General features: G+C 65.9%; 25 protein-coding genes. 11 read left to right on the forward strand and 14 right to left on the reverse strand.

The window, feature by feature from the left end; translation table 11 throughout:
- Positions 1–5: 5 nt before the first annotated feature.
- Positions 6–635, forward strand: a complete 630-nt coding sequence (locus I2488_RS12060) for an LON peptidase substrate-binding domain-containing protein (protein WP_196276054.1) — start codon at positions 6–8, stop codon at positions 633–635.
- Positions 636–638: 3 nt separating this feature from the next.
- On the opposite strand, the gene I2488_RS12065 is transcribed toward I2488_RS12060, so the two are convergent.
- The 8 genes from I2488_RS12065 to I2488_RS12100 all read right to left on the reverse strand — a co-directional run bounded on the left by I2488_RS12065 (position 639) and on the right by I2488_RS12100 (position 6,148).
- Positions 639–1,013, reverse strand: a complete 375-nt coding sequence (locus tag I2488_RS12065; RefSeq protein ID WP_196276055.1) for a helix-turn-helix domain-containing protein — start codon at positions 1,011–1,013, stop codon at positions 639–641.
- Positions 1,014–1,061: 48 nt separating this feature from the next.
- Entirely contained in the window at positions 1,062–1,682 is a 621-nt protein-coding gene (locus tag I2488_RS12070; RefSeq protein ID WP_196276056.1) for a MarC family protein, read from the reverse strand.
- Positions 1,683–1,686: 4 nt separating this feature from the next.
- Positions 1,687–2,457 carry a hypothetical protein gene (locus tag I2488_RS12075; RefSeq protein ID WP_196276057.1) on the reverse strand — a complete coding sequence of 257 codons (771 nt, stop codon included), beginning with the start codon at positions 2,455–2,457 and terminating at the stop codon, positions 1,687–1,689.
- A 50-nt stretch (positions 2,458–2,507) separates the two neighbouring features.
- Positions 2,508–3,401, reverse strand: coding sequence for a bifunctional methylenetetrahydrofolate dehydrogenase/methenyltetrahydrofolate cyclohydrolase FolD (gene folD / locus I2488_RS12080; RefSeq protein ID WP_196276058.1), 894 nt, complete (start codon positions 3,399–3,401; stop codon positions 2,508–2,510).
- Between the two features lie 31 nt (positions 3,402–3,432).
- Complete coding sequence (locus I2488_RS12085; RefSeq protein ID WP_196276059.1) at positions 3,433–3,732, reverse strand: YggT family protein; 300 nt, start codon at positions 3,730–3,732, stop codon at positions 3,433–3,435.
- 162 nt (positions 3,733–3,894) lie between these two features.
- Positions 3,895–4,425 (reverse strand): hypothetical protein, encoded by a 531-nt coding sequence (locus I2488_RS12090; RefSeq protein WP_196276060.1) that lies wholly within the window; start codon positions 4,423–4,425, stop codon positions 3,895–3,897.
- A gap of 72 nt (positions 4,426–4,497) precedes the next feature.
- Positions 4,498–5,406: an acetylglutamate kinase gene (argB, locus tag I2488_RS12095; protein ID WP_196276061.1), complete on the reverse strand. Its 909-nt coding sequence runs from the start codon at positions 5,404–5,406 to the stop codon at positions 4,498–4,500.
- Between the two features lie 76 nt (positions 5,407–5,482).
- On the reverse strand, positions 5,483–6,148 hold the full coding sequence (locus I2488_RS12100; RefSeq protein WP_196276062.1) for a queuosine precursor transporter: 666 nt from the start codon (positions 6,146–6,148) through the stop codon (positions 5,483–5,485).
- Between the two features lie 91 nt (positions 6,149–6,239).
- On the opposite strand from I2488_RS12100, the gene I2488_RS12105 reads away from it, so the two are divergent.
- Positions 6,240–7,496: a NupC/NupG family nucleoside CNT transporter gene (locus tag I2488_RS12105; RefSeq protein WP_196276063.1), complete on the forward strand. Its 1,257-nt coding sequence runs from the start codon at positions 6,240–6,242 to the stop codon at positions 7,494–7,496.
- A 119-nt stretch (positions 7,497–7,615) separates the two neighbouring features.
- Here I2488_RS12105 and I2488_RS12110 read toward each other — a convergent pair whose 3' ends face one another.
- Both I2488_RS12110 and mutS read right to left on the reverse strand, forming a co-directional pair.
- Positions 7,616–8,233, reverse strand: a complete 618-nt coding sequence (locus tag I2488_RS12110) for a 5'-methylthioadenosine/S-adenosylhomocysteine nucleosidase (RefSeq protein ID WP_196276064.1) — start codon at positions 8,231–8,233, stop codon at positions 7,616–7,618.
- A gap of 96 nt (positions 8,234–8,329) precedes the next feature.
- A complete protein-coding gene (mutS, locus tag I2488_RS12115) occupies positions 8,330–10,906 on the reverse strand; it encodes a DNA mismatch repair protein MutS (protein WP_196276098.1) in 2,577 nt (858 codons plus the stop codon).
- Between the two features lie 138 nt (positions 10,907–11,044).
- Here mutS and I2488_RS12120 point away from each other — a divergent pair, with 138 nt between their 5' ends.
- Positions 11,045–12,691 (forward strand): hypothetical protein, encoded by a 1,647-nt coding sequence (locus I2488_RS12120; RefSeq protein ID WP_246465637.1) that lies wholly within the window; start codon positions 11,045–11,047, stop codon positions 12,689–12,691.
- A 142-nt stretch (positions 12,692–12,833) separates the two neighbouring features.
- On the forward strand, positions 12,834–15,098 hold the full coding sequence (locus I2488_RS12125) for an NADP-dependent malic enzyme (protein ID WP_196276065.1): 2,265 nt from the start codon (positions 12,834–12,836) through the stop codon (positions 15,096–15,098).
- A 106-nt stretch (positions 15,099–15,204) separates the two neighbouring features.
- Here the strand turns inward: I2488_RS12125 and thiS are convergent, their stop codons facing one another.
- Both thiS and I2488_RS12135 read right to left on the reverse strand, forming a co-directional pair.
- On the reverse strand, positions 15,205–16,200 hold the full coding sequence (gene thiS, locus I2488_RS12130) for a sulfur carrier protein ThiS (RefSeq protein WP_196276066.1): 996 nt from the start codon (positions 16,198–16,200) through the stop codon (positions 15,205–15,207).
- Between the two features lie 43 nt (positions 16,201–16,243).
- Positions 16,244–16,615 (reverse strand): MerC domain-containing protein, encoded by a 372-nt coding sequence (locus I2488_RS12135; RefSeq protein WP_196276067.1) that lies wholly within the window; start codon positions 16,613–16,615, stop codon positions 16,244–16,246.
- Positions 16,616–16,747: 132 nt separating this feature from the next.
- Here I2488_RS12135 and I2488_RS12140 point away from each other — a divergent pair, with 132 nt between their 5' ends.
- From I2488_RS12140 to rpsI, 4 genes are all read left to right on the forward strand, one after another.
- On the forward strand, positions 16,748–17,812 hold the full coding sequence (locus I2488_RS12140; protein ID WP_196276068.1) for a COX15/CtaA family protein: 1,065 nt from the start codon (positions 16,748–16,750) through the stop codon (positions 17,810–17,812).
- Positions 17,809–18,135, forward strand: a complete 327-nt coding sequence (cutA, locus tag I2488_RS12145) for a divalent-cation tolerance protein CutA (RefSeq protein WP_196276069.1) — start codon at positions 17,809–17,811, stop codon at positions 18,133–18,135. The genes I2488_RS12140 and cutA overlap by 4 nt, the downstream gene beginning before the upstream one ends.
- Before the next feature lie 138 nt (positions 18,136–18,273).
- Positions 18,274–18,753 (forward strand): 50S ribosomal protein L13, encoded by a 480-nt coding sequence (gene rplM, locus I2488_RS12150; protein WP_196276070.1) that lies wholly within the window; start codon positions 18,274–18,276, stop codon positions 18,751–18,753.
- A gap of 2 nt (positions 18,754–18,755) precedes the next feature.
- Complete coding sequence (gene rpsI / locus I2488_RS12155; protein ID WP_196276071.1) at positions 18,756–19,295, forward strand: 30S ribosomal protein S9; 540 nt, start codon at positions 18,756–18,758, stop codon at positions 19,293–19,295.
- A 190-nt stretch (positions 19,296–19,485) separates the two neighbouring features.
- Here the strand turns inward: rpsI and I2488_RS12160 are convergent, their stop codons facing one another.
- Entirely contained in the window at positions 19,486–20,766 is a 1,281-nt protein-coding gene (locus I2488_RS12160; protein ID WP_196276072.1) for a chloride channel protein, read from the reverse strand.
- Positions 20,767–20,830: 64 nt separating this feature from the next.
- On the opposite strand from I2488_RS12160, the gene I2488_RS12165 reads away from it, so the two are divergent.
- Positions 20,831–21,523 carry an HPP family protein gene (locus tag I2488_RS12165; RefSeq protein WP_196276073.1) on the forward strand — a complete coding sequence of 231 codons (693 nt, stop codon included), beginning with the start codon at positions 20,831–20,833 and terminating at the stop codon, positions 21,521–21,523.
- A gap of 3 nt (positions 21,524–21,526) precedes the next feature.
- Here I2488_RS12165 and I2488_RS12170 read toward each other — a convergent pair whose 3' ends face one another.
- Complete coding sequence (locus tag I2488_RS12170) at positions 21,527–22,219, reverse strand: SOS response-associated peptidase (protein ID WP_343071059.1); 693 nt, start codon at positions 22,217–22,219, stop codon at positions 21,527–21,529.
- On the opposite strand from I2488_RS12170, the gene I2488_RS12175 reads away from it, so the two are divergent.
- Positions 22,208–22,972 (forward strand): class II aldolase/adducin family protein, encoded by a 765-nt coding sequence (locus tag I2488_RS12175; RefSeq protein WP_196276075.1) that lies wholly within the window; start codon positions 22,208–22,210, stop codon positions 22,970–22,972. The two genes, I2488_RS12170 and I2488_RS12175, sit on opposite strands and share 12 nt — an antisense overlap.
- 32 nt (positions 22,973–23,004) lie before the next feature.
- Positions 23,005–23,514, forward strand: a complete 510-nt coding sequence (locus I2488_RS12180) for a (2Fe-2S)-binding protein (protein ID WP_196276076.1) — start codon at positions 23,005–23,007, stop codon at positions 23,512–23,514.
- The last annotated feature ends 42 nt before the right edge of the window (positions 23,515–23,556 follow it).

The following is a 23,556-nucleotide window of genomic DNA, read 5'->3' on the forward strand; positions in this document are numbered from 1 at the left end:
CCCCGATGGGCGCGAGCGCAACCACGACGCGCCTGTCGATCTTCCCGCTGACAGGCGCGGTCCTCTATCCCGGCCTGCAGCTGCCGCTGCATATCTTCGAGCCCCGCTATCGCGCCATGGTCAGCGATTCGCTGGCGCGCGACCGGCGTATCGCGATGATCCAGCCGCAGGCACCGGGCGAGGGTGCGCCGCTGTTCCGGATCGGCTGCGTCGGCAGGATTGCTGATGTCGAGGCTTTGGAGGACGGCCGCTTCAACCTCGTCCTCGAAGGCATCTCGCGCTTCCGCATGATTCGCGAACTCGACGTGACCACGCCGTTCCGCCAGATCGAGGCCGAGCTGATCGAGGACGACATGGCCGAGGCGCTCAGCGCGGTCGAACGCGCCTCGTTCGAACAGGAAGCTCGCCGCTTCGCCGATGCGCAGGGCTATGCGGTCGATTGGGATTCGGTCGGCCGCCTCGACGATATGTCGCTGATCAACGGCGTCTCGCAGATCGCCCCGTTCGATGCCGCGGCCAAGCAGGCCCTGCTCGAAGCCGATTCGCTCGCCGCCCGCTGCGAACTGCTGGTCCAACTCATGCAGTTCTTCGGCAAGCGCGACAGCGACGACGGCGGGCGAGTGACGCTGCAGTAAACTTCAGACGTCCTTAGCGAACTGTTCGATGAACCGTTCAGCAACCGAACGTCCTTTCGCTGTAAGCCGCAGCAATTTGCGCCGGTTATCAAGGTCGTCGGTCTCAGCTCGCAGCCAACCTAAGGCGATGTCGCGATATTCGCGATGGTCTTCAAGCAGAACTTTGTAGGTATTTTTAATGCTCTTTGTGAGAGCGCCTTTTGCTTCATCAAAGATTTCAGAGGGAGTCATGGGCCGCCCCATTGTGTCGGCAGTGGCAGCAATAAAGAAAAAGGCAGCTTGATTAATAGTGAGCCGGTCGTTTCCCTCTTGGGCTATCAAGATCAGAGACTTGGATGCCGCCATAAATTGGCCCGACTTCGCATAAGCTTTGTCCAACATAAGTAGGCCCTTTTTCGTACCTAGAACGCTTGATCTCAAGCCAAACTAGAACTGCGCCTGAATCCCGTCGATCACGAACTGAGCGGCGAGCGCTGCCAGTAGCACGCCGAGCAGTCGGGTGATCACCGCCTCGACCTGCGAGCCCAGCGCCCGGATCAGGGGGCGCGCGGCAACAAGCGCGACGAAGCTCAGCACCATCACCACGCCCAATGCGGCGAGGATCACGCCCGTTTCCTCGATCCCGTTGGCCCGCGCCGTCAGCAGCATGACCGAGGCGATCGAGCCGGGGCCGGCCAGCATCGGCATGGCCATCGGGAATACCGAGACGTCCTCGACCTGCGGCTGCGCAGTGCGCACCTTCTCGGCCCGCTCCTCACGGCGTTCGGTACGCTTTTCGAACACCATGTCGAGCGCGATCAGGAACAGCATGATGCCTCCGGCAATGCGGAAGCTGTCGAGTTCGATGTGCAGCGCGCCCAGCAGGTCCTCGCCGAACAACGCGAAGACCAGCAGGATGCCGGTGGCGATCAGGCAGGCGCGCAGGGCCATGGAAAAGGCCTGCTTCGCGGTCGCATTGGCGGTCAGCCCTGCGTAGATCGGCGCGCAGCCGGGCGGGTCAATCACCACGAACAGCGTGACGAAGGCGGAGAGAAACAGCTGCCACATCGCCTCAGGCTCCGTTCGCTTTGAAGCTGCGGGCGATCACTTCGGCCATCGCGCCGTCCTTCCATATCCAGGCGGTGAAGCGGCGGCTGCCATCGGGCATCACGCTGGAACGCCACGCAAGACTGCCGTCGCGCGATTGGCCGTCCTTGCTGTCGCCGCCTTCGGAGGCCGGAATTGCGCCTGCCAGCGGACGCATCGGCGGCAGCTTGCTGTCCTCCTTGCGCTCGCGCTTGCTGCCCGGCTGCGGCGGTGGATCACCCGCGGGACGGCGGCGGGCAGGGCAGTCTGCCACCTTGCCCTCGGCCCAATCAACTTCGCGCAAAGGGGAGGCGAGATCCTGCCCGTCATCAAGCACCCACTTCCAGTCGATCTTGCCCTTGAACTGGCGCTGCCAGACGGTGACGTATTCGCCGTCGCCGCCGCCGGGGCCTTGCCACGCGCCATAAGTCAGCCCGGCGGTGCCATCGCAGCTGATCCACGCCAGATGCGGCGCCCACTTCACCGGCGCAGGCGGGTCCTTGCGCTCCTTGAGCAACGTCCTGGCCAGCTTGCGCCCGCCTTCGAACATTTCCGCGTTTTCGTCTGCCGTCTCGCGAAACGCGGTCCACTGCCCCTTCTCGCGAGCGAGGCGGGAAAAGCCGATGTCGGCAGCAATCAGGGCGGAAGGATTGGCATAGGCGCGTTGCGGGCGGCCAGCGCCTTGCGATTCGGGAGCAGGTTGAGTGACCGCGGGGGCGGCAAGCGCGAGCAATGCGAGGGGGATCAAACGCTTCATGGCCTGAGCCTAGCCGAAGCGCTGTGCGGTGCCCACCCCGTAGCTCTTCGTCAGATCGCGTCCGCCGCCAGTTCCAGCCCTTCGTTGCGGTAGGCTGCCACCAGCGCATTGCGCAGCAGTACAGCAATCGTCATCGGGCCGACGCCACCGGGCACCGGCGTGATGGCCGAGGCGACCTCGGCAGCCGAGGCATAGTCTACATCGCCCACCAGCTTGGTCTTGCCCGCCTCGGCACCCGGCACGCGGTTGATGCCCACGTCGATCACAGTCGCGCCCGGTTTGATCCAGTCGCCCTTGACCATCTCGGGACGCCCCACCGCAGCCACCACGATATCGGCGCGCTTCACCACCTCTGCGAGGTTCTTCGTGCGGCTGTGTGCCACCGTGACCGTGCAGCTTTCCGCGATCAGCAGCTGCGCCATCGGCTTGCCGACGATGTTGGACCGCCCGATCACCACGGCATCGAGGCCTGAAAGGTCGCCCAGCTTGTCCTTGAGTAGCATCAGGCAGCCCAGCGGGGTGCAGGGCACGAAGCCCGGCTGGCCTACCGCGAGGCGGCCGGCGTTGGTCACGTGGAAACCATCGACGTCCTTGTCAGGATTGATCGCGGCGATGACTTTCTGCTCGTCGATATGCTTCGGGAGCGGCAGTTGCACGAGGATGCCGTCGACCGCCGGGTCGGCGTTGAGTTGCTCGACCATCGCCAGCAGATCGGCTTCCGACGTTTCGGCGGGCAGCTTGTGTTCGAAGCTGTTCATCCCCGCTTCCACGGTGCTCTTGCCCTTCGAGCGGACATAGACCTGGCTTGCCGGGTCCTCGCCCACCAGCACCACGGCGAGACCCGCCTTGCGCCCGGCCTTGGCCTCGAACGCAGCGGCAAGGTCGCCTACGCGGGCGCGCAGGGTGGCGGCAAAGGCCTTTCCGTCGATCACGGCAGCAGTCATTGCGGGATTCCGTCCAGTTTTGTGAGGCGCCTCAAACCGCCGTGGCGAGCGAGGCGAAGAAGAACAGGACCTGCACCAGGATGCGCAGGCCGAAGATGAGGATCATCGGCGAGAAGTCGATCCCGCCGGTGTTGGGCATGACCCGGCGGATCGGGTTGAGCATCGGATCGAGGATCGCGCCCAGCGCCGTCCATACCGCGGCCACCGCCTTGTTGTGCAGGTTCACCACATTGAAGGCGATCAGCAGGCTCAGCACGAACTGCACGATCACGACCATAACGACGATGTCGATAAGCTGGGAAAAGACCGAGATCAGTGTGTAGAGCAGCATTGGCGCGGTTTCCTAAGGGACCCTGCAGGCTTGCAGCGGTTCCCCGCTCCTAGCCGACCCTCTTGGCGGGCCACAAGTGCCCGCGATGCCGCTACGGGACGGCACTTGCGCCGCTTTGTATGTGCCACATACTATTTAGGCAAGGTGCGCCAGCAACCAAACTCAGGGCGCGAGCGTGGTGCTGTCGACATGCCAGCGCAATTGCTCGGCCGTCGCACCGGGGACATTGTTGACGCGGCGCAGGATGACCTCGCCGCTGACCGTGCGGTCGCCATCGGTGATGACCACGGGCGCGGTGTAATAGATCGAACCTGCGGCTCCTTCCTGCTGCCCTTCACCTACCACCACCGAGGGAGATTTCAGGCGGCCCCAGGCTTGAGCGAACGTTGCCGCGTCCATGCCGCTGCGCGCGCCCTTGTCACCCCAGAATGCGCGAACCGAATGCCAGTCGCGCGCTTCGATAGCGGCAGCGAAGGCGTCGAGCACTTCCTCGGGACGCTTTGCCAAGGAGGGTTGGGACGCATGGGTCTCTGTCGTCCGCAGGGGCGCGGGAATTGCCAGGGTGCTGGACGCAGCCGCGGGGGCGGCTGCGGTCGCCGCATCGGCGGCAGGCTGGGCGGGGCCCTTCTGGCAGCCGCCCAGATGAAAGACGAGCGCCGAAGCGGCAGCAGTGGCAAGTGCGGTCCGGATCATGCGGCAGGGACGAGCGGCAACCGATCCGGTTCCGCGCTTAATCCAAACATAATCTAATTGGGACCGGGTGAGTCAGGCCCGGATCAGCGTCCCCGCCCCGCGCGCCGTGAAGATCTCGAGCAGCATTGCATGGGGCACGCGCCCGTCGAGCACGACCGTCGCCTCGCAGCCTGCCTCGACCGCGTGGACGCAGGTTTCGAGCTTGGGGATCATGCCGCCGCTGATCGTGCCGTCTTCGGCCAGCCGCGCGATGTCGGCGGGGCGCAGGTCGGTCAGCAGGTTCTTGTCCTTGTCGAGCACGCCCGGAACGTCGGTCAGCAGGAACAGACGCGAGGCACCCAGCGCGGCGGCAATCGCCCCCGCCATGGTGTCAGCGTTGATGTTGTAGGTCTCACCATCCGGCCCGACGCCAATCGGCGCGATCACCGGGATCATCCCGGCGTTGACGATGGTGTCGATCACGGTGGTATCGATCCGGTCGGGCTCGCCAACGAAGCCGAGGTCGACAACGATCGGATCGCCATCCTCGCCTGCGACGGCCTTGGGCGACTTCTTCGCCTCAACCTTGCGCGCAATGACCATGCCGCCGTCCTTGCCCGAAATGCCGATGGCCTTGCCGCCTGCGCGGGCGATCCAGCTGACCAGTTCCTTGTTGATCGCGCCCGCCAGCACCATTTCAGCAACCTCGGCGGTCTGCTTGTCGGTGACGCGGAGGCCATCGACGAACTGCGATTCGATGCCCAATGCTTTCAGCATTCGCCCGATCTGCGGCCCGCCGCCATGGACGACCACCGGATTGATGCCGACCGCCTTGAGAAGCACGATGTCCTCGGCAAAGTCCTGCGCCAGTTCGGGATCGCCCATCGCGTGGCCGCCGTACTTCACCACGAAGGTCTTGCCGGCATAGCGCTGGAGATAGGGCAGCGCCTCGGTCAGGGTCTGTGCCTTGGCAAGCATCGCGGGGTCGTGGTTCTGGCTCATGCGCGCGCCCTTACGCGCAAACCCTCCGGAATCCAATATTGGCGTTGCGCGGCAAGCGGCAGCTTATGCCGTTCAATCAGGATGGGCGATCGAGCCGCTTGCCCAGTTGCACGAACACCCAGATCAGCGGAGGAACCATGATGGTCGAAAGCACCAGCTTCGAAATGATCTGGCCTTCCATGATCGACAGCAGCGGCAGGTCCTGCCCGTAGAACGAGATCGTGATGAACAGCACCGTGTCGACCACCTGACTGAGCATCGAAGCCAGCCACGCGCGCAGCATCAGCATCCTGCCCCGCCCGCCAGCAATGCGCGAGAACAGGAAAACGTTGAGCGTTTGCGAGGTGCCGTAGGAGATAAGCCCCGCAAACTGCATCCGCGCGCCCTGGCCCAGCAGGCGGGCAAAGGCGTCCTGATCGCCCCAGAACGGCGCCGGCGGGACCAAGTTGATCACCGTTGTCAGCAGGATCATCGAAACGATCAGCGGCACGAAGCCGAAGCGGACCAGCCGGTTCGCGGTGTCCTGCCCGAACAGCTCGGCCACTGCGCTGGCCATGACCACCAGCAGCAGGAACGCGAAGATCCCCGATTCCACCGCAAGATCGCCCAGCACCGGCCAGTGCCCCAACGAGGCGAGCTTCACGCCCAGCACGCCCGCCAGCACGCACATCCCGCCATAAAGCAGCGAGAGGGCAAACAGCGAACGGGGGATTGCGGGAGCGGAAGCGGCTTTATCGTCCATCAAGGGCCGATAGCGCGCTTTTCAGCCCGCGCCAATTCGCTATTAGGAACTACTGCAACCAATTTTTGCCTATCGGAGCAAGCCCTTCCCGATGCGTGTCGCTTCAAGTCTACTCGGGATGGTGCTCATCCTTGCCCTCGCTTTCCTGCTGTCCTCGAACCGCCGCGCGATCCGCCTGCGCGTCGTCGCAGCGGCCTTTGCGCTTCAGGCCGGTTTCGCGGCGCTGGTGCTCTACGTGCCGGTCGGCAATCGCCTGCTGCAGGGCGCGGCAGGCGGCGTCGAAAGCCTGCTCGGCTTCGCCCGCGCGGGCGTGCAGTTCCTGTTCGGACCGCTGGCAGACCCGGCCATCGGCGGCACCAGCTTTGCCATTTCGGCGCTGCCGGTGATCGTGTTCTTCGCCGCGCTGATCTCGATCCTCTACTACCTCGGCGTGATGCAGCTGGTGATCCGCTGGATCGGTGGTGCGCTCGAGAAGGTCACCGGCATCAGCAAGGTCGAATCGCTCTGCGCGGCCAGCAACATCTTCGTCGGGCAGAGCGAATCGCCGCTGGTGATCCGGCCCTATCTCGCCGCACTCAACCCCAGCCAGCTGTTCACCGTGATGACCGTGGGCATGGCCGGCGTCGCGGGCACGATCCTTGCCGCCTACGCCAGCATGGGCATTCGCATCGACTATCTGGTGGCCGCCGCCTTCATGTCGGCACCGGGCGGCATTCTCATGGCCAAGCTGATGATGCCCGACGAGCCGCCGGTTCCCGCCGAAGTCGCCGACGAGGCGCTGCCCAACCCGCACGTCAAGCCGAGCCTCGCCTCTGACGAGGAAGAGCGCCCCGCCAACATTATCATGGCCGCCAGCCAGGGCGCGCAGACCGGCGTGAAGCTCGCCGTCGCCGTGGGGGCCATGGTGCTGGCGTTCGTCGCGCTGGTCGCACTTGCCAATGGCGTTCTCGGCTGGATCGGCGGCTGGTTCGGCACGCCGGACCTGTCGTTCCAGATGGTGCTCGGCTATGTCTTCGCGCCGGTGTTCTACCTTTTGGGCACCGACGGCTGGGCCGAGGCGATGCAGGCAGGCGGACTGTTCGGTAGCAAGATCGTCCTCAACGAATTCGTCGCCTTCATCGAACTGGGCAAGGACACCGCACTGTCGGCCCACACCGTCGCCATCGTCACTTTCGCGCTGTGCGGCTTTGCCAACTTCAGCTCGATCGCGATCCAGATGGCGGTCACCGGCGGCCTCGCCCCCAACCAGCGCCCGGTCATCGCCAAACTCGGCCTGCGCGCACTGGTCGCAGGCGCGCTGAGCAACCTGATGAGCGCGGCGCTGGCGGGGCTGTTCCTCAGCCTTTAAGGCTAGACACCACCCTTGAAATCGTAGGCCCGGACTTGATCCGGGCCTAGGCTTCTTTTCTCGTTCACCGAAGAAAAGCCCTGCCCCGGATCAAGTCCGGAGCGACGATGAAAGGACGATCACCCGAATTGCGCGGCCAGCATATCCACCGCCTTGGCCAGTTCCCCATCGAGATAGCCCAGCAGCTTGTGCCAGTCGTGCGCGCCGGCAAGTTCGCCCGGTCCGTCTGAGACGCCGCGCAAGCCGATGAGCGGAATGCCGAAGGTGCGCGCGGCGCGGGCGACGGCGTAGGTTTCCATGTCGACCATGTCGGCGCTGACCCTATCCCAGTGATCACCGCTGACGACATCTCCCCCGCTTGAAAGCGTTGCGACCGGCAGGTCCAGCGGCGTTTCCAGCGGCAGGTCCTTCGGCTCGTCGAGATAGGGCACAACGCCCGGCTCCACGCCCAATGCCGAGGCGTCCATGTCGCGCCACGATACGCTGCCGATCTGGTGGACCGATCCCAGCGCACAGCGCCGCGATCCGGCCGAACCGAGGCAGACGATCAGGTCGGGCAGATCGCCCGTCGCCTCCAGCCGCGCGAGCGCAATGCCGACATGCAAAGCAGCTTCGACCGGACCGATGCCGGTGATCAGCGGCACGAACCGCGCGCGCAGGTGCGGGCCATACTCGGGTTCTGCCGCCATCACGAAAAGGGTGCGCTTGCTGCCGAGAGGGGTCAGGTTGGCGATCATCGCTTAAAAAACCTCGTCATTCCCGCGAAGGCCGGAAACCATTTAGCGCTGCGCCAGATTGGATTCCCGCCTTCGCGGGAATGACGAAACTGGGGTTCAACCATTCGCCTGCGCCTTCAATTGATAAAGCAGATCGAGCGCTTCGCGCGGCGACAATGCGTCGATGTCGAGGCCATTGAGCCGCTCGCGCAAAGCATCGACCTTCTCCTCTGCCGCCTCGATCGCGGCGGCAAACAGCGGCAGATCATCGAGACCCGCAGCCAGCCCACCGGTGGCGGCGCGGCCCTTCTCCAGCTTTTCCAGCACCGATTTGGCGCGCTTCAGAACTGGCGCGGGAACGCCTGCCAACCGGGCTACGGCAAGGCCATAGGACTTGTCCGCCGGGCCTTCCGCCAGCTCGTGCAGCAGCACCAGATCGCCCTTCCACTCCCGCGCGCGAACGTGGTGGAGCGACAGCGCATCGCAGCTTTCGGCAAGGCGCGAGAGTTCGTGGTAGTGCGTGGCGAACAGACAGCGGCAGCGGTTGATCGAATGGATCGCCTCGGCCACGGCCCACGCCAACGAGAGGCCGTCATACGTCGAAGTACCGCGCCCGACCTCGTCGAGGATGACGAAGCTGCGCTCGGTCGCCTGTGACAGGATCGCCGCGGTCTCGACCATCTCGACCATGAATGTCGAGCGGCCCCGCGCCAGGTTGTCCGCAGCACCGACCCGGCTGAACAGGCGGTCGACCAGCCCGATCGTCGCGTCCTGCGCCGGCACGAACCCGCCCGCCTGCGCCAGCAGCACGATCAGCGCGTTCTGGCGCAGGAAGGTCGATTTACCGCCCATGTTCGGCCCACCGACCAGCCACAGGCGATCCTGCGGGCGCAAGGTACAGTCGTTGGCCACAAAGCGTTCGCCCTTGGCCGCCAGCGCGGCTTCGACCACGGGGTGCCGCCCGCCGGTAATCTCGAGGCAGGGCTCATCAACCACACGCGGCAAAGCCCAGCCGCCTTCCGCCGCACGCTCGGCCTGCCCTGCCGCGACGTCGATCCGGGCCAGCGCGGCAGCAGTGGCGGCAATCGCTTCCTTGGCGCGGACGGCATGTGCCACCAGTTCCTCGAAATGCGCCTCTTCTGCGGCCAGCGCGTGGCCGCCGCTCTCGGCAATGCGGCTTGCTTCCTCGTGCAGCGCCAGCGCATTGAAGCGCACGGCCCCGGCCATGGTCTGGCGATGGGTGAAGCCGGATTCCGGTGCCATCAGCCGGTCGGCGTGCTTTGCGGGCACTTCGATGAAGTAGCCCAGCACGCCGTTGTGGCGGATCTTCAGCGCGGTGATGCCGGTATCGTCGCGGTACTTCGCCTCCAGCGCCGCAATCGCGCGGCGGGCATTGCCTGAAACCCGGCGCAACTCGTCGAGCACAGCGTCGTAGCCTTCGGCGATGTAGCCACCCTGCGAACGCTCCGTCGGCGGCGCGGGCACCAGCGCGCGGGCATAGAGATCGCACAGCGCGCCATGCCCCGCGAGCGAGGGCAACATCGCGTCGAGCGGCTCGGGACGGTCACTGCGCGCGCGCAGCAGATCGTGCAGGCGACGGGCTTCGCTCAACCCATCGCGCAACTGCCCGAGATCGCGCGGAGACCCGCGTCCGGCTACCACGCGACCGAGCGCACGCCCGACATCGGGCAGCGCGCGCAGGATGCCGCGAATGTCGCCGCGCAGCAGCGGATCGTCATGCAGCCAGCTGACCAGTTCCAGCCGCCGGTTGATCGCGCGGGCATCGGTCAGCGGTGCGGACAGGTCCTCGGCCAGCTGCCGCGCACCGGCACCCGTCACGCAGCGGTCGATGGACTCGACCAGCGAACCGCGCCGCGTGCCCCCGGAACTGACCAGAATCTCGAGACTGCTCCGTGTCGCCTCGTCCATCGCCATGTGCGTGCCCGCCTCGCGCGCCACGGGCGGCAAGAGCAGCGGCAACGCACCGCGCCCGACATGGTCCAGGTAGGTAACGAGACCACCCGCCGCTGCCAGCATCGCCCGCGTGAATTGCCCGAAGCCGTCCAGCGTCGAGACGCCATGCACGGCCTTGAGCCGGACCTCGCCTTCATCGCTGCCGAACGACCGATTCGGCCTCGGCACGCAACCGACTGGCGCATTCTCCCACGATTCGGGCGCAACCACCTCGCTCGCGCCAAGCCTTGCCAGCGCCGCCCCCATCTGGTCCGGCGCGCATTCCTCAAGCTCCATGCGACCTGTCGAAATGTCGCAGGCGGCAATCCCGATGGACCCGCGCACCTCGCACACCGCCGCCAGCACATTGGCCCGGCGCGGTTCGAGCAGCGCCTCCTCGGTCAGCGTTCCTGCGGTAACGAATCGCACGATGTCGCGAGCCACAAGCGCCTTGGAACCGCCCCGCTTCTTCGCTTCCTCAGGCGTTTCGACCTGTTCGGCGATGGCGACGCGGCACCCCGCCTTGATCAGCCGGGCAAGGTATCCTTCCGCCGAATGGACCGGCACGCCGCACATCGGGATCGGCGCGCCGCCATGTTCGCCACGGCTGGTCAGGGCGATGTCGAGGACTTGCGCGGCGATCTTGGCGTCGTCGAAGAACAGCTCGAAGAAGTCGCCCATGCGGTAGAACAGCAGGCAGTTACCAGCCTGCTGTTTAAGCGCAAGATATTGCGCCATCATCGGAGTTGGGGCATTAGGCGTCACGCGCACGTGGCTAGACGAGCGCGACGTGTTTCTCAAACCATCGACACCGGGATATCCGCAACTCCAGCGCAACTGCCGTGGAGAGGGTTCCGGTCTTGTGGGGGTACTTACGGTTTGACGCAAGTCCGCGAAAAGGATTGGCTCGGCGCCCTGAAGGCTGCGATTGCTCGTGCCGGAGCCCTGCCGTGGCTTTCCGGCCCCGGCATCCTCATCGCCGTGCTGCTGGTCTGCGCCCCCTTCGCGCTGGTCGAGGTGCCGCCGCTGATCGACGTGCCCGGCCATATGGGTGCCGCCGCGATCGAAGCAGCCGGCCCCGGCAATCCGCTCGAACAATACTTCACCTGGAAATGGGTCTTCACCCTTAACATCGGCGGCGGCGTGCTGATGAAGGTGCTGGGCGCGCAGTTCGGCATCCTTGCCGCCGGGTGGTGGAGCACGGTGCTTGCCACTGGCCTGTTTGCGGGCGGCTGCCTGTGGACGATCCGCATGCTCAACGCCAAGGGCGGACACGCAGCGGCATGGTCGCTGATGTTCGTGTTCAGCTTCCCGCTGCTTACCGGCTTCCTCAACTACATCCTTGCCACCGGTCTTTCCCTGACGGCATTCGGCGCCTCGCTGTGGCTCGAACAGCGCAATCCCAAGGCTCGAGCCGCGATGCTCGTCGTGGCGCAGCCCGTGGCGATGCTGTGCCACGCCATTGGCGGGCTACTGCTTGCCTTGCTGGTCGGTGCGCATGCGCTCGGCCGTACGCTGGACGAACTGCCCGAAGGCTGGCGCTGGCGTGACCTGACCAACCGCCAGTGGCTGAAGACGCTCGACTGGAAGGCCATCGGCCTGCGCCTGTGGCAGGCTTGCTGGCCGCTGCTCGCCACGATCGTCACGATCGCGCTGTGGAAGGCGTTCTCGCCGCCGGTCAAGTCGATGAACATCTGGCGCTGGGACCAGAAGGCCTGGTCCTTCGTCCTCACCCTGCGCGATCAGTCAAAGCTGCTCGATGCCGGTACGACCATCATCGCCTGCCTGCTGGTTCTGGTCGGCCCCTTCCTCGGCGCTAAGTGGCGCTTCCGTCAGGGCCTGCCCGCGCTGATGGTGTTCCTGCTGTTCCTCGCCATCCCGAGCGACATCAACGGCTCTGCCTTCGTCGACATCCGCATCCTGCCAGTCGCCGCCATGCTCGGCCTCGGCCTGCAGGACTGGAGCGGCGCGCGTCGTCCGGGGTGGGCACGGATCGTCGCCTATGCCGGCATGGCGCTGCTCGCGGTCCGCCTTACGGTCACGGCCTGGAGCTTCAACGGCTATGCCGAGGACTACAACAAGCAGCTTTCGGCCTTGACCCACGTCGAGCCCGGCAGCCGCGTACTCGCTTTCGTCGAGCATTCGTGCCTTGATGAATCCTGGCGCAACACTCGCCGCGATCACCTCGCCAGCCTCGCCAGCCTCTATCGCCAGGCCTGGGTGAACGACAACTGGGCTGTGCCCGGCCTGCACATGGTCGTCCCCCGGTTCCGCCCGGGCCGCAACTTTACCGCGGACCCGTCCGAGTTCGTATGGTCGCGTCGCTGTGCCGGTGGCTGGCGCCGCAGCGTCGACACCGCGCTGAAGTACGCCCCGGTCGAGCGTGTGGACTACGTCTGGCTGATCGACACCGGTCTGCCCCGCCGCGCCGATCCGCGCCTGCAACTGGTCTGGCAGGAAGGCCGGAGCCTGCTGTTCAAGGTGCGCCCGCTCGGCATCCCGACGTGGAAGCCCAAGGATTTCTGACCGTGACCGCACGTAGCACGGCTATTGTACGGTTCCGGCAAGTTTGGTTCTTTCGAACTGTTGCAGCAATCCTGCGCGCCTTGACGTAGCGTCAAAGGTCGGACACTGCCTTTGCCTATTGTCGATTAAACTTGGGGGAACCATGTCCGAGGAAAGCAACGTCCGCTTCACCGAACGCGAGGCGCTTTTCTACCACAACACGATCCGCCCCGGTAAGATCGAGATCATCGCCAGCAAGCCGATGGCGACGCAGCGCGACCTTTCGCTCGCCTATTCCCCTGGCGTTGCCGTTCCGGTGCGCGCCATCGCCAACGATCCAGCGACAGCCTACGATTACACCGCCAAGGGCAACCTCGTCGCGGTGATCTCCAACGGCACCGCGATCCTTGGTCTTGGCAATCTTGGCGCGCTCGCCTCCAAGCCGGTGATGGAAGGCAAGGCGGTCCTGTTCAAGCGCTTCGCCGACGTCGATTCGATCGACATCGAACTGGCCACCGAAGACGCTGACAAGTTCATCGAAGCGGTCGCCCTGATGGAGCCCAGCTTCGGCGGGATCAACCTTGAAGATATCAAGGCGCCCGAATGCTTCATCATCGAGCAGGCGCTCAAGGAACGCCTCAAGATCCCGATCATGCACGATGACCAGCACGGCACGGCGATCATCTCTGCCGCCGGTCTGCTCAACGCCTGCCACCTGACCGGGCGCAAGCTCAACGAGGTCAAAGTCGTCGTCAACGGTGCGGGCGCTGCTGCCATCGCCTGCACTGCGCTGATCAAGGCCATGGGCGTCCGCCACGACAACGTCATCATGTGCGATCGTTCGGGCGTGATCTATCGCGGCCGCGAATCCGGCATGGACCAGTGGAAGAGCGCGCACGCGGTCGACACTTCCGCCCGAAGCCTCGAGGACGCACTTGTCGGTGCCGACATCTTCCTCGGTCTGTCGGCAGCTGGCGCGCTAAAGCCAGACTGGATGGCCAAGATGGCTCCCCAGCCGATCATCTTCGCCATGGCCAATCCGGATCCGGAAATCACCCCGCCCGATGCCAAGGCCGTCCGCCCGGACTGCATCGTCGCCACCGGCCGTTCGGACTATCCGAACCAGGTCAACAACGTGCTCGGCTTCCCCTTCATCTTCCGTGGCGCGCTCGACGTTCAGGCAACCGCGATCAACGAGGAGATGAAGATCGCCGCCGCCGAAGCAATCGCCCAGCTCGCGCGTGAGCCAGTGCCCGAGGAAGTGGCCGCCGCTTACGGCATCAACCACACCTTTGGCCTCGATTACATAATCCCCGCGCCGTTCGATCCGCGCCTGATGGAAGTTGTCTCCTCGGCTGTCGCCAAGGCGGCGATGGATTCGGGCGTGGCGCAGAAGCCGATCGAGGATTTCGACGCCTACCGCACCAGCCTCAAGGCTCGCCTCAACCCGACGACCTCGGTGCTGACCAACGTCTTCGCCCAGGCCAAGGACAACCCCAAGCGCGTCGTCTTTGCCGAGGCCGAAAACGAAGTGGTGCTGCGCGCCGCGATCCAGTTCAAGGACTTCGGCTATGGCACGCCGGTGCTGGTCGGCCGCACCCAGCCGGTGCTCGACCTGCTGACCGAACTCGGCGTCAGCGATCCGGCATCCTACGAGATCCACAACTCCGCCGTCTCGCCCTTGGTGCCGAGCATGGTCGAATACCTCTACGAACGCCTGAAGCGCCGCGGCTACATGGAACGCGACGTCAAGCGCATGGTCAACCAGGACCGCAACGTCTTTGCCTCGCTGCTCGTTGCGCTTGGCCATGGCGATGCGCTGATCACCGGCATGACGCGCACGTTCGCGCAGTCGATGAAGGAAGTGCGCCGGGTACTCGATCCCAAGCCCGGCCACCTGCCCTTCGGCATCCATCTGATGGTGGCCAAGAACTACACCGTGTTCCTGGCCGACACAACCGTGAACGAGCGCCCCTCCGCCGAAGACCTCGCCCAGATCGCGCGCGAGACTGCCGCCGTCGCCCGTCGCATGGGCCACGAACCGCGCGTCGCGTTCCTGTCCTACTCGACCTTCGGCAATCCCTATGGCCGCTGGCTAGAATCGATCCGCGGCGCGGTGGCGATCCTCGATGCCGAGGACCCCGGCTTCGAATACGAAGGCGAAATGGCGCCCGACGCAGCGCTCAATCCCAAGGTCATGGCGAACTATCCGTTCAGCCGCCTCTCCGGTCCGGCTAACGTGCTGATCATGCCGGGCCTGCAGTCGGCCAACATCTCGGCCAAGCTGCTGCGCGAACTTGCTGGCAACGCGGTGATCGGCCCGATGCTGATCGGCATGGAAAAGCCCGTCCAGATCGCCCCGATGACCTCGCTCGCGCCGGATATCCTGACGCTGGCGGTGCTGGCGGCAGCGGGGGTTGTAGGATAACGCCCACACCTTGCGCCCCCGCGAAGGCGGGGGCCTCGGTGTTGTGACGGAACCGTTCAGTAAAACGCACGAGGTCCCCGCCTGCGCGGGGACGCGCCATCGTGCCTCAGATCAACCCCGCCAGCGGGCTCGACGGATCGGCGTACTTGCGCGTCGGCATCCGGCCCGCGAGGTAGGCATCGCGCCCGGCCTGCACCGCCAGCTTCATCGCGCGGGCCATGCGGATCGGGTCCTTGGCCTCGGCAATGGCGGTGTTCATCAGCACGCCGTCGCAGCCCAGCTCCATCGCTACGGCAGCTTCCGAGGCCGTGCCGACGCCCGCATCGACCAGCACCGGCACCTTGGCGCCTTCGACGATCAACCGCACCGTCACCTTGTTCTGGATGCCGAGGCCCGAACCGATCGGCGCCCCCAGCGGCATCACCGCCACCGCGCCTGCGTCCTCGAGCTGCTTGGCCGCAATCGGATCGTCCACGCAGTAGACCATCGGCAGGAAGCCTTCCTTTGCCAGCACTTCGGTCGCGCGGATCGTCTCGATCATGTTGGGATAGAGCGTGCGCGCCTCGCCCAGCACTTCCAGCTTCACCAGGTCCCAGCCGCCCGCCTCGCGCGCCAGGCGCAGCGTGCGGATCGCGCTTTCGGCATCGAAGCAACCGGCGGTGTTGGGCAGGTAGGTGATCTTCTTGGGGTCGATATAGTCCGTCAGCATCGGCGCCTTGGGGTCCGATACGTTGACGCGGCGCACTGCCACGGTGACGATTTCAGCGCCTGATGCCTCGACCGCCGCGGCGTTCTGCTCGAAGTCCTTGTACTTGCCGGTGCCGACGATCAGGCGCGAGCGAAAGGTGCGGCCGGCAACGGTCCAGGTATCATTCGATTCGGCCACGTCGCTCTGTCCTCCACCCACAAAATGCACGATCTCCAGAACGTCGCCCTCGGCAATCGCCACATCGGCCAGCGTCGAGCGCGGCACGATCTCGCCATTGCGCTCGACTGCGACCTTGGTCGGCTCGAGTTCAAGGCTGCGCACCAGATCGGCAATCGATCCGGGCGTGGCACGGCGCGGTTCGCCGTTGACAGTAAGGGAGAGCATTCCGGTCATGCGGCCCGCTTTAGCGGCGCAGAGGCAGGGCGCAAGTGTGGCCTTAGTGAGAGTGCCGCATGTTGATGAAGTGCGCGGTTGCGACGAGGATCACGCCACCGACCGTCAGCGCCACTTCGGCATCGCCATGGCCCACGGCCACCGCAGCGCCCATGAGCGCCAGTCCCGTCCCGCCAATCGCCAGCGGCAGGAACCGTCCATGCCGCAGCGCACCGATCCCAATCGTCGCCGCGCCGATCACCAGCGCGAAGGCGAGGCCCCAGCGGTGGATGTCGGGATTGAGCAGCACGCCGCCACCCACGCCGAGCATGCCGACGAGGAACAGCCCCGCCACGCAGTGAATCAGGCACAGCCCCGAAAGGAGCACGCCGATCCGGTCAAGCCGGGCACGCAAGGCAAGCAGGGCATCACTCATCGCGGGGTCATATATGTTATAATGTAACATCGCACAAGGCGGCGGCCTGAATTTCTCTCCTGACCAAAGGTCCACGGTCCTGCCCGACAATCGCTCTTGCGATTCCGCGAGGGCAGGAGCAGTGGCAGCGCCATGAGCAACAGCGTCTCGCCCAAGCTTCGCAGCGACGCCACCGCCCTGTCGCGCTGGCTGTTCGTCGTCGCCTTCATGGTCCTCGCCATCGTCGTTGTCGGCGGCATCACCCGGCTTACCGAATCGGGCGTCTCGATCACCGAATGGAAGCCGGTCAGCGGCACCCTGCCGCCGATTACCGAGGCGCAGTGGCAGGCCGAGTTTGATGCCTATCGCGCCACGCCGCAGTACCAGCTGGTCAACGGCCCGGCGGGCATGACGCTATCGACCTACAAGTTCATCTTCTTCTGGGAGTGGGTCCACCGGCTGCTCGCCCGCACCATCGGCCTCGTCTTTGCCGCGCCGCTGGCATGGTTCTGGATCAAGCGCCGCATCCCCGAGGGCTACAAGCCCCGCCTGCTCGCGCTGCTGGCGCTGGGCGCGCTGCAAGGTGCGGTCGGCTGGTGGATGGTCAAGTCCGGCATCGTCAACGACGTCAAGGTCAGCCACTTCCGCCTCGCCACGCACCTGCTGGTCGCGCTGTTCACGCTCGCTGGTCTCGTCTGGACCGCGCTTGACCTGATCGCGCTGGGCAGGGGCGAAGGGCGCTCGCGTCTGCGCGGTGTCGGTCTGGTGGCGCTGGTCATGCTGGTGTTCCAGTTGTTCTATGGCGCGTTGGTGGCGGGCCTGCGCGCCGGGACTTCGGCGGGTGGCGGCTGGTTCAACTGGGACGCCTGGCCGCTGATGCAGGGCAAGGTCTATCCCGATGGCGTCGACTGGGCGATGGGCGCGGCCCACGCGCTGCTGTCCGACGTTTTCCTGGTCCACTTCATCCACCGCTGGTGGGCCTGGGCCGTCGTCGCGGTGCTGGTCGTCGTCGCCCGCAAGCTGCGCCGGACCGACCGCAAGGCCTCGGTCGTGCTTCACTCCGTCTTCGGCACGCAAGTCCTGCTCGGCATCGTCACCGTATGGAGCGGTGTCGCGATCTGGCTCGGCGTGCTGCACCAGCTGGTCGGCGCACTGCTCGTGGCAACGACGGTATGGTGCGCCCACATCCTCGGCAGCCCGAGGCACCGCCAGCAATGACCGCCGCGCTGATCTGGTCCACCTTCGGCAACGCGGAAAGCGCTGAAGCAGTGGCAGACACGCTGCTCGAAGAACGCCTGATCGCCTGCGCCAACATCCTCCCTGCCGTCCGCTCGCTCTACCGCTGGAACGGCGAGCGGGGCGAGGGCAACGAGGTCGCCGTCCTGCTCAAGACCCGCGCGGACCTGCTGGACGCGGCGGTCGCCCGCCTCGAAGCGCTACATCCCTACGATGCGCCCGCGATCTCCGGCTGGCGCTGCGACGCTGCGGGAGCAGCCACGCTGGGCTGGCTGGAAACGGATTGCGGGCCAAGCAAAGTGTAGCGGTATTATTTTACCTCTCCGAAAACCCGCAGTTTGCTTGACTCTGGCGGGCATTTGCAACAAAGGCGCGCTTCCTTCGTCGTGAAGCAGCGGATTCCCGCTTGGATCGACGCACTGAAATCCAGGGAACCCGTAGCCATGAAGGCTCTCAGCAAGGTCACCCGGTCGATCAAGCCGGCCGAGGTGGAGAAGAAGTGGCATCTGATCGATGCCGAAGGCATGGTCGTCGGCCGTCTCGCCGTCGTCATCGCCAACCATCTGCGCGGCAAGCACAAGCCGAGCTTCACCCCGCACGTCGATTGCGGCGATCACGTTGTCGTGATCAACGCCGACAAGGTCAAGTTCACCGGCAACAAGCTGAAGAACAAGACCTACTACAAGCACACCGGCTATGCCGGCGGCATCAAGGAAGTCACCGCGGACAAGGTCCTCGGTGGTCGCTTCCCCGAGCGCGTGCTTGAAAAGGCGGTTGAGCGCATGATCCCGCGCGGCCCCCTCGGCCGTGCGCAGATGCGCGCCCTTCACCTCTATGCCGGTGCCGAGCACCCGCATGGCGGCACCCAGCCGGTGGCGCTCGACGTCGCTTCGATGAACCGCAAGAACAAGGTGGGTGCATAATCATGGCCGAAACCGAAAACACTGTGTCGAGCCTCGCCGACCTCAAGGACCTGACCGCTGCCGCTCCCGTGGCCGCTGCTCCGGCCGAAGCTGGTGAAGCCGCTCCCGTCCGCACCGGCCCCGCTGCCGTGATCCGCGCTCGCGAAGTCGATGCGCAGGGCCGTTCGTATGCCACTGGCCGCCGCAAGGACGCCGTGGCCCGCGTGTGGCTGAAGCCCGGCTCGGGCAAGATCACCGTCAATGGCCGTGATCAGGAAGTCTACTTCGCCCGTCCGACCCTGCGTCTGGTGATCAACCAGCCGTTCGAAGTCGCCGGTCGCGAAGGCCAGTACGACATCGTCTGCACCGTCAAGGGCGGTGGCCTTTCGGGCCAGGCCGGCGCGGTCAAGCACGGCATCGCCCAGGCCCTGTCGAAGTTCGAACCCGAACTGCGCAGCGCCGTGAAGGCCGCCGGCTTCCTCACGCGCGACCCGCGCGTGGTCGAGCGCAAGAAGTACGGCCGCGCCAAGGCACGCCGCAGCTTCCAGTTCTCGAAGCGCTAAGCTTCCGCCGCAAGGCAGAACCAAATCAGGGGTTGGTCTTCGGACCGGCCCCTTTTTTTCATGGGCTGGCGCCTGCCTCTCGCTTCGTCATTGCGAGGAGATGCAGTCGACGAAGCAATCCAGAGTCGGCGCAGAGCCGCACTGGATTGCTTCGCTACGCTCGCAATGACGACCGAAGGCGGATGCCCTCTCAATCCGCAGGCGCGAACTGCCTCGCCAGCGTGTGGTAGAGCTTGGGCTTGCACACCTTGGCGCAGGCCCAGTCGGCAATCAGCGCGGTCGCGAACAGTGGCAGGACCATTGTGCGGTCCGCCGTCATCTCCATGATGATGATCGAGGCCGTCAGCGGCGCACGGACGACCCCGGTGAAATAGCCGATCATCCCCAGCACCACGATCGCGCCGGGCGCGTCGCCCGGATAGCTGGCCGCCAGCAGTTGCCCGACGCCCGCCCCGACCGACAGCGATGGCGCGAAGATGCCCCCCGGCGCGCCACTCAGCGCCGTCGCCAGAGTCGAGACGAACTTGCCGGGTCCGAACAGCAGCGAGGCATCGCCGCCGCCGAGCAGGAGCTTGGTCGTGTCATAGCCGGTGCCCCAGCTCGATCCGCCGGTGGCAAGACCCGTCAGGGCCACAATCAGTCCGCACCCTGCGGCAAACAGGATCGGATGCGCCCGCACCCGAATCAGCGCGGCATTCTGCGAGAACGCCATCCCGATCAGCGCCCTAGAGAACAGTCCGCCCAGCACCCCGCCGACGAGCCCGGCCAGTGGCGCGAGGACAAAAAGGTCCGCCAGCGGCAGGCGCTGCGCCATCGCCCCGAAATAGACGTAATCGCCTGACAGGCCGAGGCTGACCACGCCCGCGATCATCACCACGGCCATCACCAGCACCGCCAGCCGTTGTTCGAACGCCGATGCCAATTCCTCGATCGCAAAAGCGACGCCTGCCAGCGGTGTATTGAACGCCGCCGCTACGCCTGCCGCGCCGCCCGCGATGATTACGCCCGCCGTCACCGGCACTCGCAGCCAGCGGTGGACCGCCACCATCAGCGCCGCGCTCACCTGCACCGTCGGCCCTTCGCGCCCCGCCGAGCCTCCGACCAGCAGCAGCGCCGTGGTGCCAAACAGCTTGCCCGCCGCGCTCTTAACCGAGACCAGCGGCCCCTGCGCGGAAGCGGCAGGGTTGTGCCCCGCCGCCATGACCTGCGGAATGCCCGAGCCACGCGCTGCGGGAAACCACCGCCGCGTTGCCCAGACCACGCCCGCAAAGACCAGCGGCGTCAGGACAAGCGGACTGAGCGGCGCTACCCGGTAGAGCACCGCGAACAGCGTCTGCGCCCACTCCCCCGCCCGCGCGAACAGCACGGCGACGACGCTGAGCAAAATCGCCCCACCCAGCGCCGCGACCCGTGCGCGCGCCGTCGGCAAGTTCGCCTTCGAAAACAGCTTTCGGAAATCAGGGGCTTGCATGTCAGCGGGTTAGACCGCCATGAGCGGGCCGACAAGGAGAGGGTGGGCAAGGAGAGGACGGGTAATGAGTTCCGCAACGGGGGCCACAAGGCTCGGCTGGTTCCGCACGGGCTGGCCAAGGGGTGCCTTCGGCGCCTTGCTCGGCATTGCGCTCGCTGCGCTGCTTGGCCATCTCATCCCGGCAAGCGAAGGCCTGCCTTGGATCATGGCTCCGGTGGGCGCGTCGGCGGTACTCGTCTTCGCTGTCCCGGCCAGCCCGCTCGCACAACCCTGGCCGGTCGTGGGCGGCAATCTCATCTCGGTCATGGTCGGCATGGCCGTGGGCAAGCTTTGCGCGCTTGGTGGCATCGGTGCGCCGGTTGCCGTCAGCCTGGCAGTCGGCGGCGCTATCGCCGTCATGGCGCTCACGCGCTGCACCCATCCGCCGGGCGGGGCGGCGGCGATCCTTGGCGCCATGGCCGGAATCGCACCCGCCGCGCACCTGCCGGGGCCGCTGGCGCCGCTGGCCCTCAACGTGATCGGCATCGTCGGCGTCGGCTGGCTCTACAACGCCGCGACTGGCCACCCGTGGCCGCACATCCCGGTCGTGCCGCCCTCGCCTGCCCCGATCCGCACAGTGACCTACGACCGCGAAGACCTCGACGCCGTCCTCGCTGACTGGGACGAAACGCTCGACGTCGAGCCCGACGATCTCGATGCGCTGTTCCGCGCGGTCGAACGCCGCGTGCTGCGGCGCTGGGAGGACGATCACAAGTAGGCGTCAGAACAGGCTGGGCTGCTCCGGCTTGCGCGGCGGTGGCGGGGGAGGAGCGGTTTCCTCAACCTCGATCTCCATCATCCCCTCATCGGCAAAGGGCCGCTGCATCGCCACCGCCGCATCGCCCTGCGCGGTCATCCACTGGTGCGCCGCTTCCGCCGTGCCGAGGATCACCGGCATCGCCTTGGGATGCACCCGCCCGACCACCGCGTTTGCCGCGCAAGTGAGAAACGCAAAGCGCGGCCCTTCCGCCGTCGGTCGCCACAGGCCAGCAAACGCGAACAGCTCCTGCTCCTTCAGTGCGAACCAGTGCTTGCGCTTGCGTCCTGTCGCCGGATCAGGCGCCTGCGACCACTCCGAGAAGGCCGTGACGGGCACGAGGCACCGCCGGTTCGGGTCCTCCAGTGCCGCCCGCCACATCGGCGAGGCAAGGTTGCGGATATTGGTCACCGGACGTTTCACGTCGCCGAACGGAGGCCAGCCCCAGCGCATTGTCCCAAGCCGCCGGGTCGGCCCTCGCGCGATCAGCACGGGTGCTTCGGCATCGGGGTAGATCTCGGAAAACGCGGGCAAGTTCACCTGCGTATTGGCCAGTGGCGCGAACATCTGCGCGATGGCTTGCACGTTGCTGGTCATGCGATACAAGTTGCACATAGCAACGAGATCATAGCCGGAGAGAGCGCCATGGCCACCCATTTGCGGCCGAATATCGAATGCAGCGACGCCGAATGGCATGCCCGTCAGGAACTCGCCGCCTGCTACCGCATCTACGATCACCTCGGCTGGTCCGAATCGATCTACAACCACATCTCGCTGAAAGTGCCGGACGAGGAAGGCGCCTTCCTGATCAACCCGTTCGGCCTGCTCTACAGCGAGGTGACCGCCTCGAACCTCGTCAAGATCGACATCGACGGCAACAAGCTCGACAACAGCCCCTATCCGGTCAACCAGGCCGGCTTTACCCAGCACGCCTACTTCCACCGCCACCTGCCCTGGGCCCACGCGATCGCACACGTCCACACGACCGAGACCATGGCGGTGTGCAGCCTTGAGGAAGGGCTGATGCCGATCAACTTCTACGCCTGCAACTTCATCGGCCAGCTCGCCTATCACGATTTCGAAGGCGTCACCGTCCGCGCCGAAGAGGGCGAACGCCTGCTCGCCAACCTTGGCGACAAGCGCATCCTCATGCTCAGGAACCATGGCCCGGTGGTCATGGCGCAGACGCTCCAGCAGATGTTCATCATGCAGTGGAGCCTGCAGCGCGCCTGCGAGATCCAGATGGCGACGCTGTCGATGGGCCGCCCGCCGATCCACGTCGGCGAAGACGTGATCAAGGTCCACCAGCGCGATCTCTCGCAGGTCAATGCCGGTGGCCGCGTCGGCGAGGCGGACTTCGCCGCATGGACCCGCCGCATCGACCGGATCGACCGCAGCTGGCGGGATTGATTGACCGGGTGGCGGCGGGCTAAGCCACGGCCATGGCCCGCCTCACCGTCAACAACCAGCCCGTGCAGTATCGTCTCGAGGACGATACCCCGCTGCTCTGGGCGCTGCGCGATGCGGCCAACCTCACCGGCACCAAATACGGCTGCGGCACCGGCGAATGCGGCGCCTGCATGGTCATCGTCGACGGTCAGGCGATGCCGAGTTGCACCCTCTCGCTGGGCGAGGCCGAGGGCCGCAACGTCACCACCATCGAAGGCCTGTCGGGTGATCGCTCTCACCCGGTGCAGCAGGCGCTGGTGGCCGAGCAGGCGATCCAGTGCGGCTTCTGCACGCCCGGCATCGTCATGGCCGCAGCGGCTCTGCTGACCAGCAACGCCAGCCCGACTGATGACGACATCGCCCGCGCCATCACCAACATCTGCCGCTGCGGCGTCTATCCCCGCCTGACCCGCGCAATCCAGCGCGCCGCCCGCGTCATGCGCGGCGAGGAGACCATCAGCGCGGCACCGCCACCCGCGATCGTGGCGCCGGGCGCAGGCTGAAAGGGTTGGCGCCCGCCCCTCAGGGAGGGGGGAAGGGACGAG

The sequence above is a fragment of the Novosphingobium jiangmenense genome (assembly GCF_015694345.1).
Lineage (GTDB): Bacteria > Pseudomonadota > Alphaproteobacteria > Sphingomonadales > Sphingomonadaceae > Novosphingobium > Novosphingobium jiangmenense.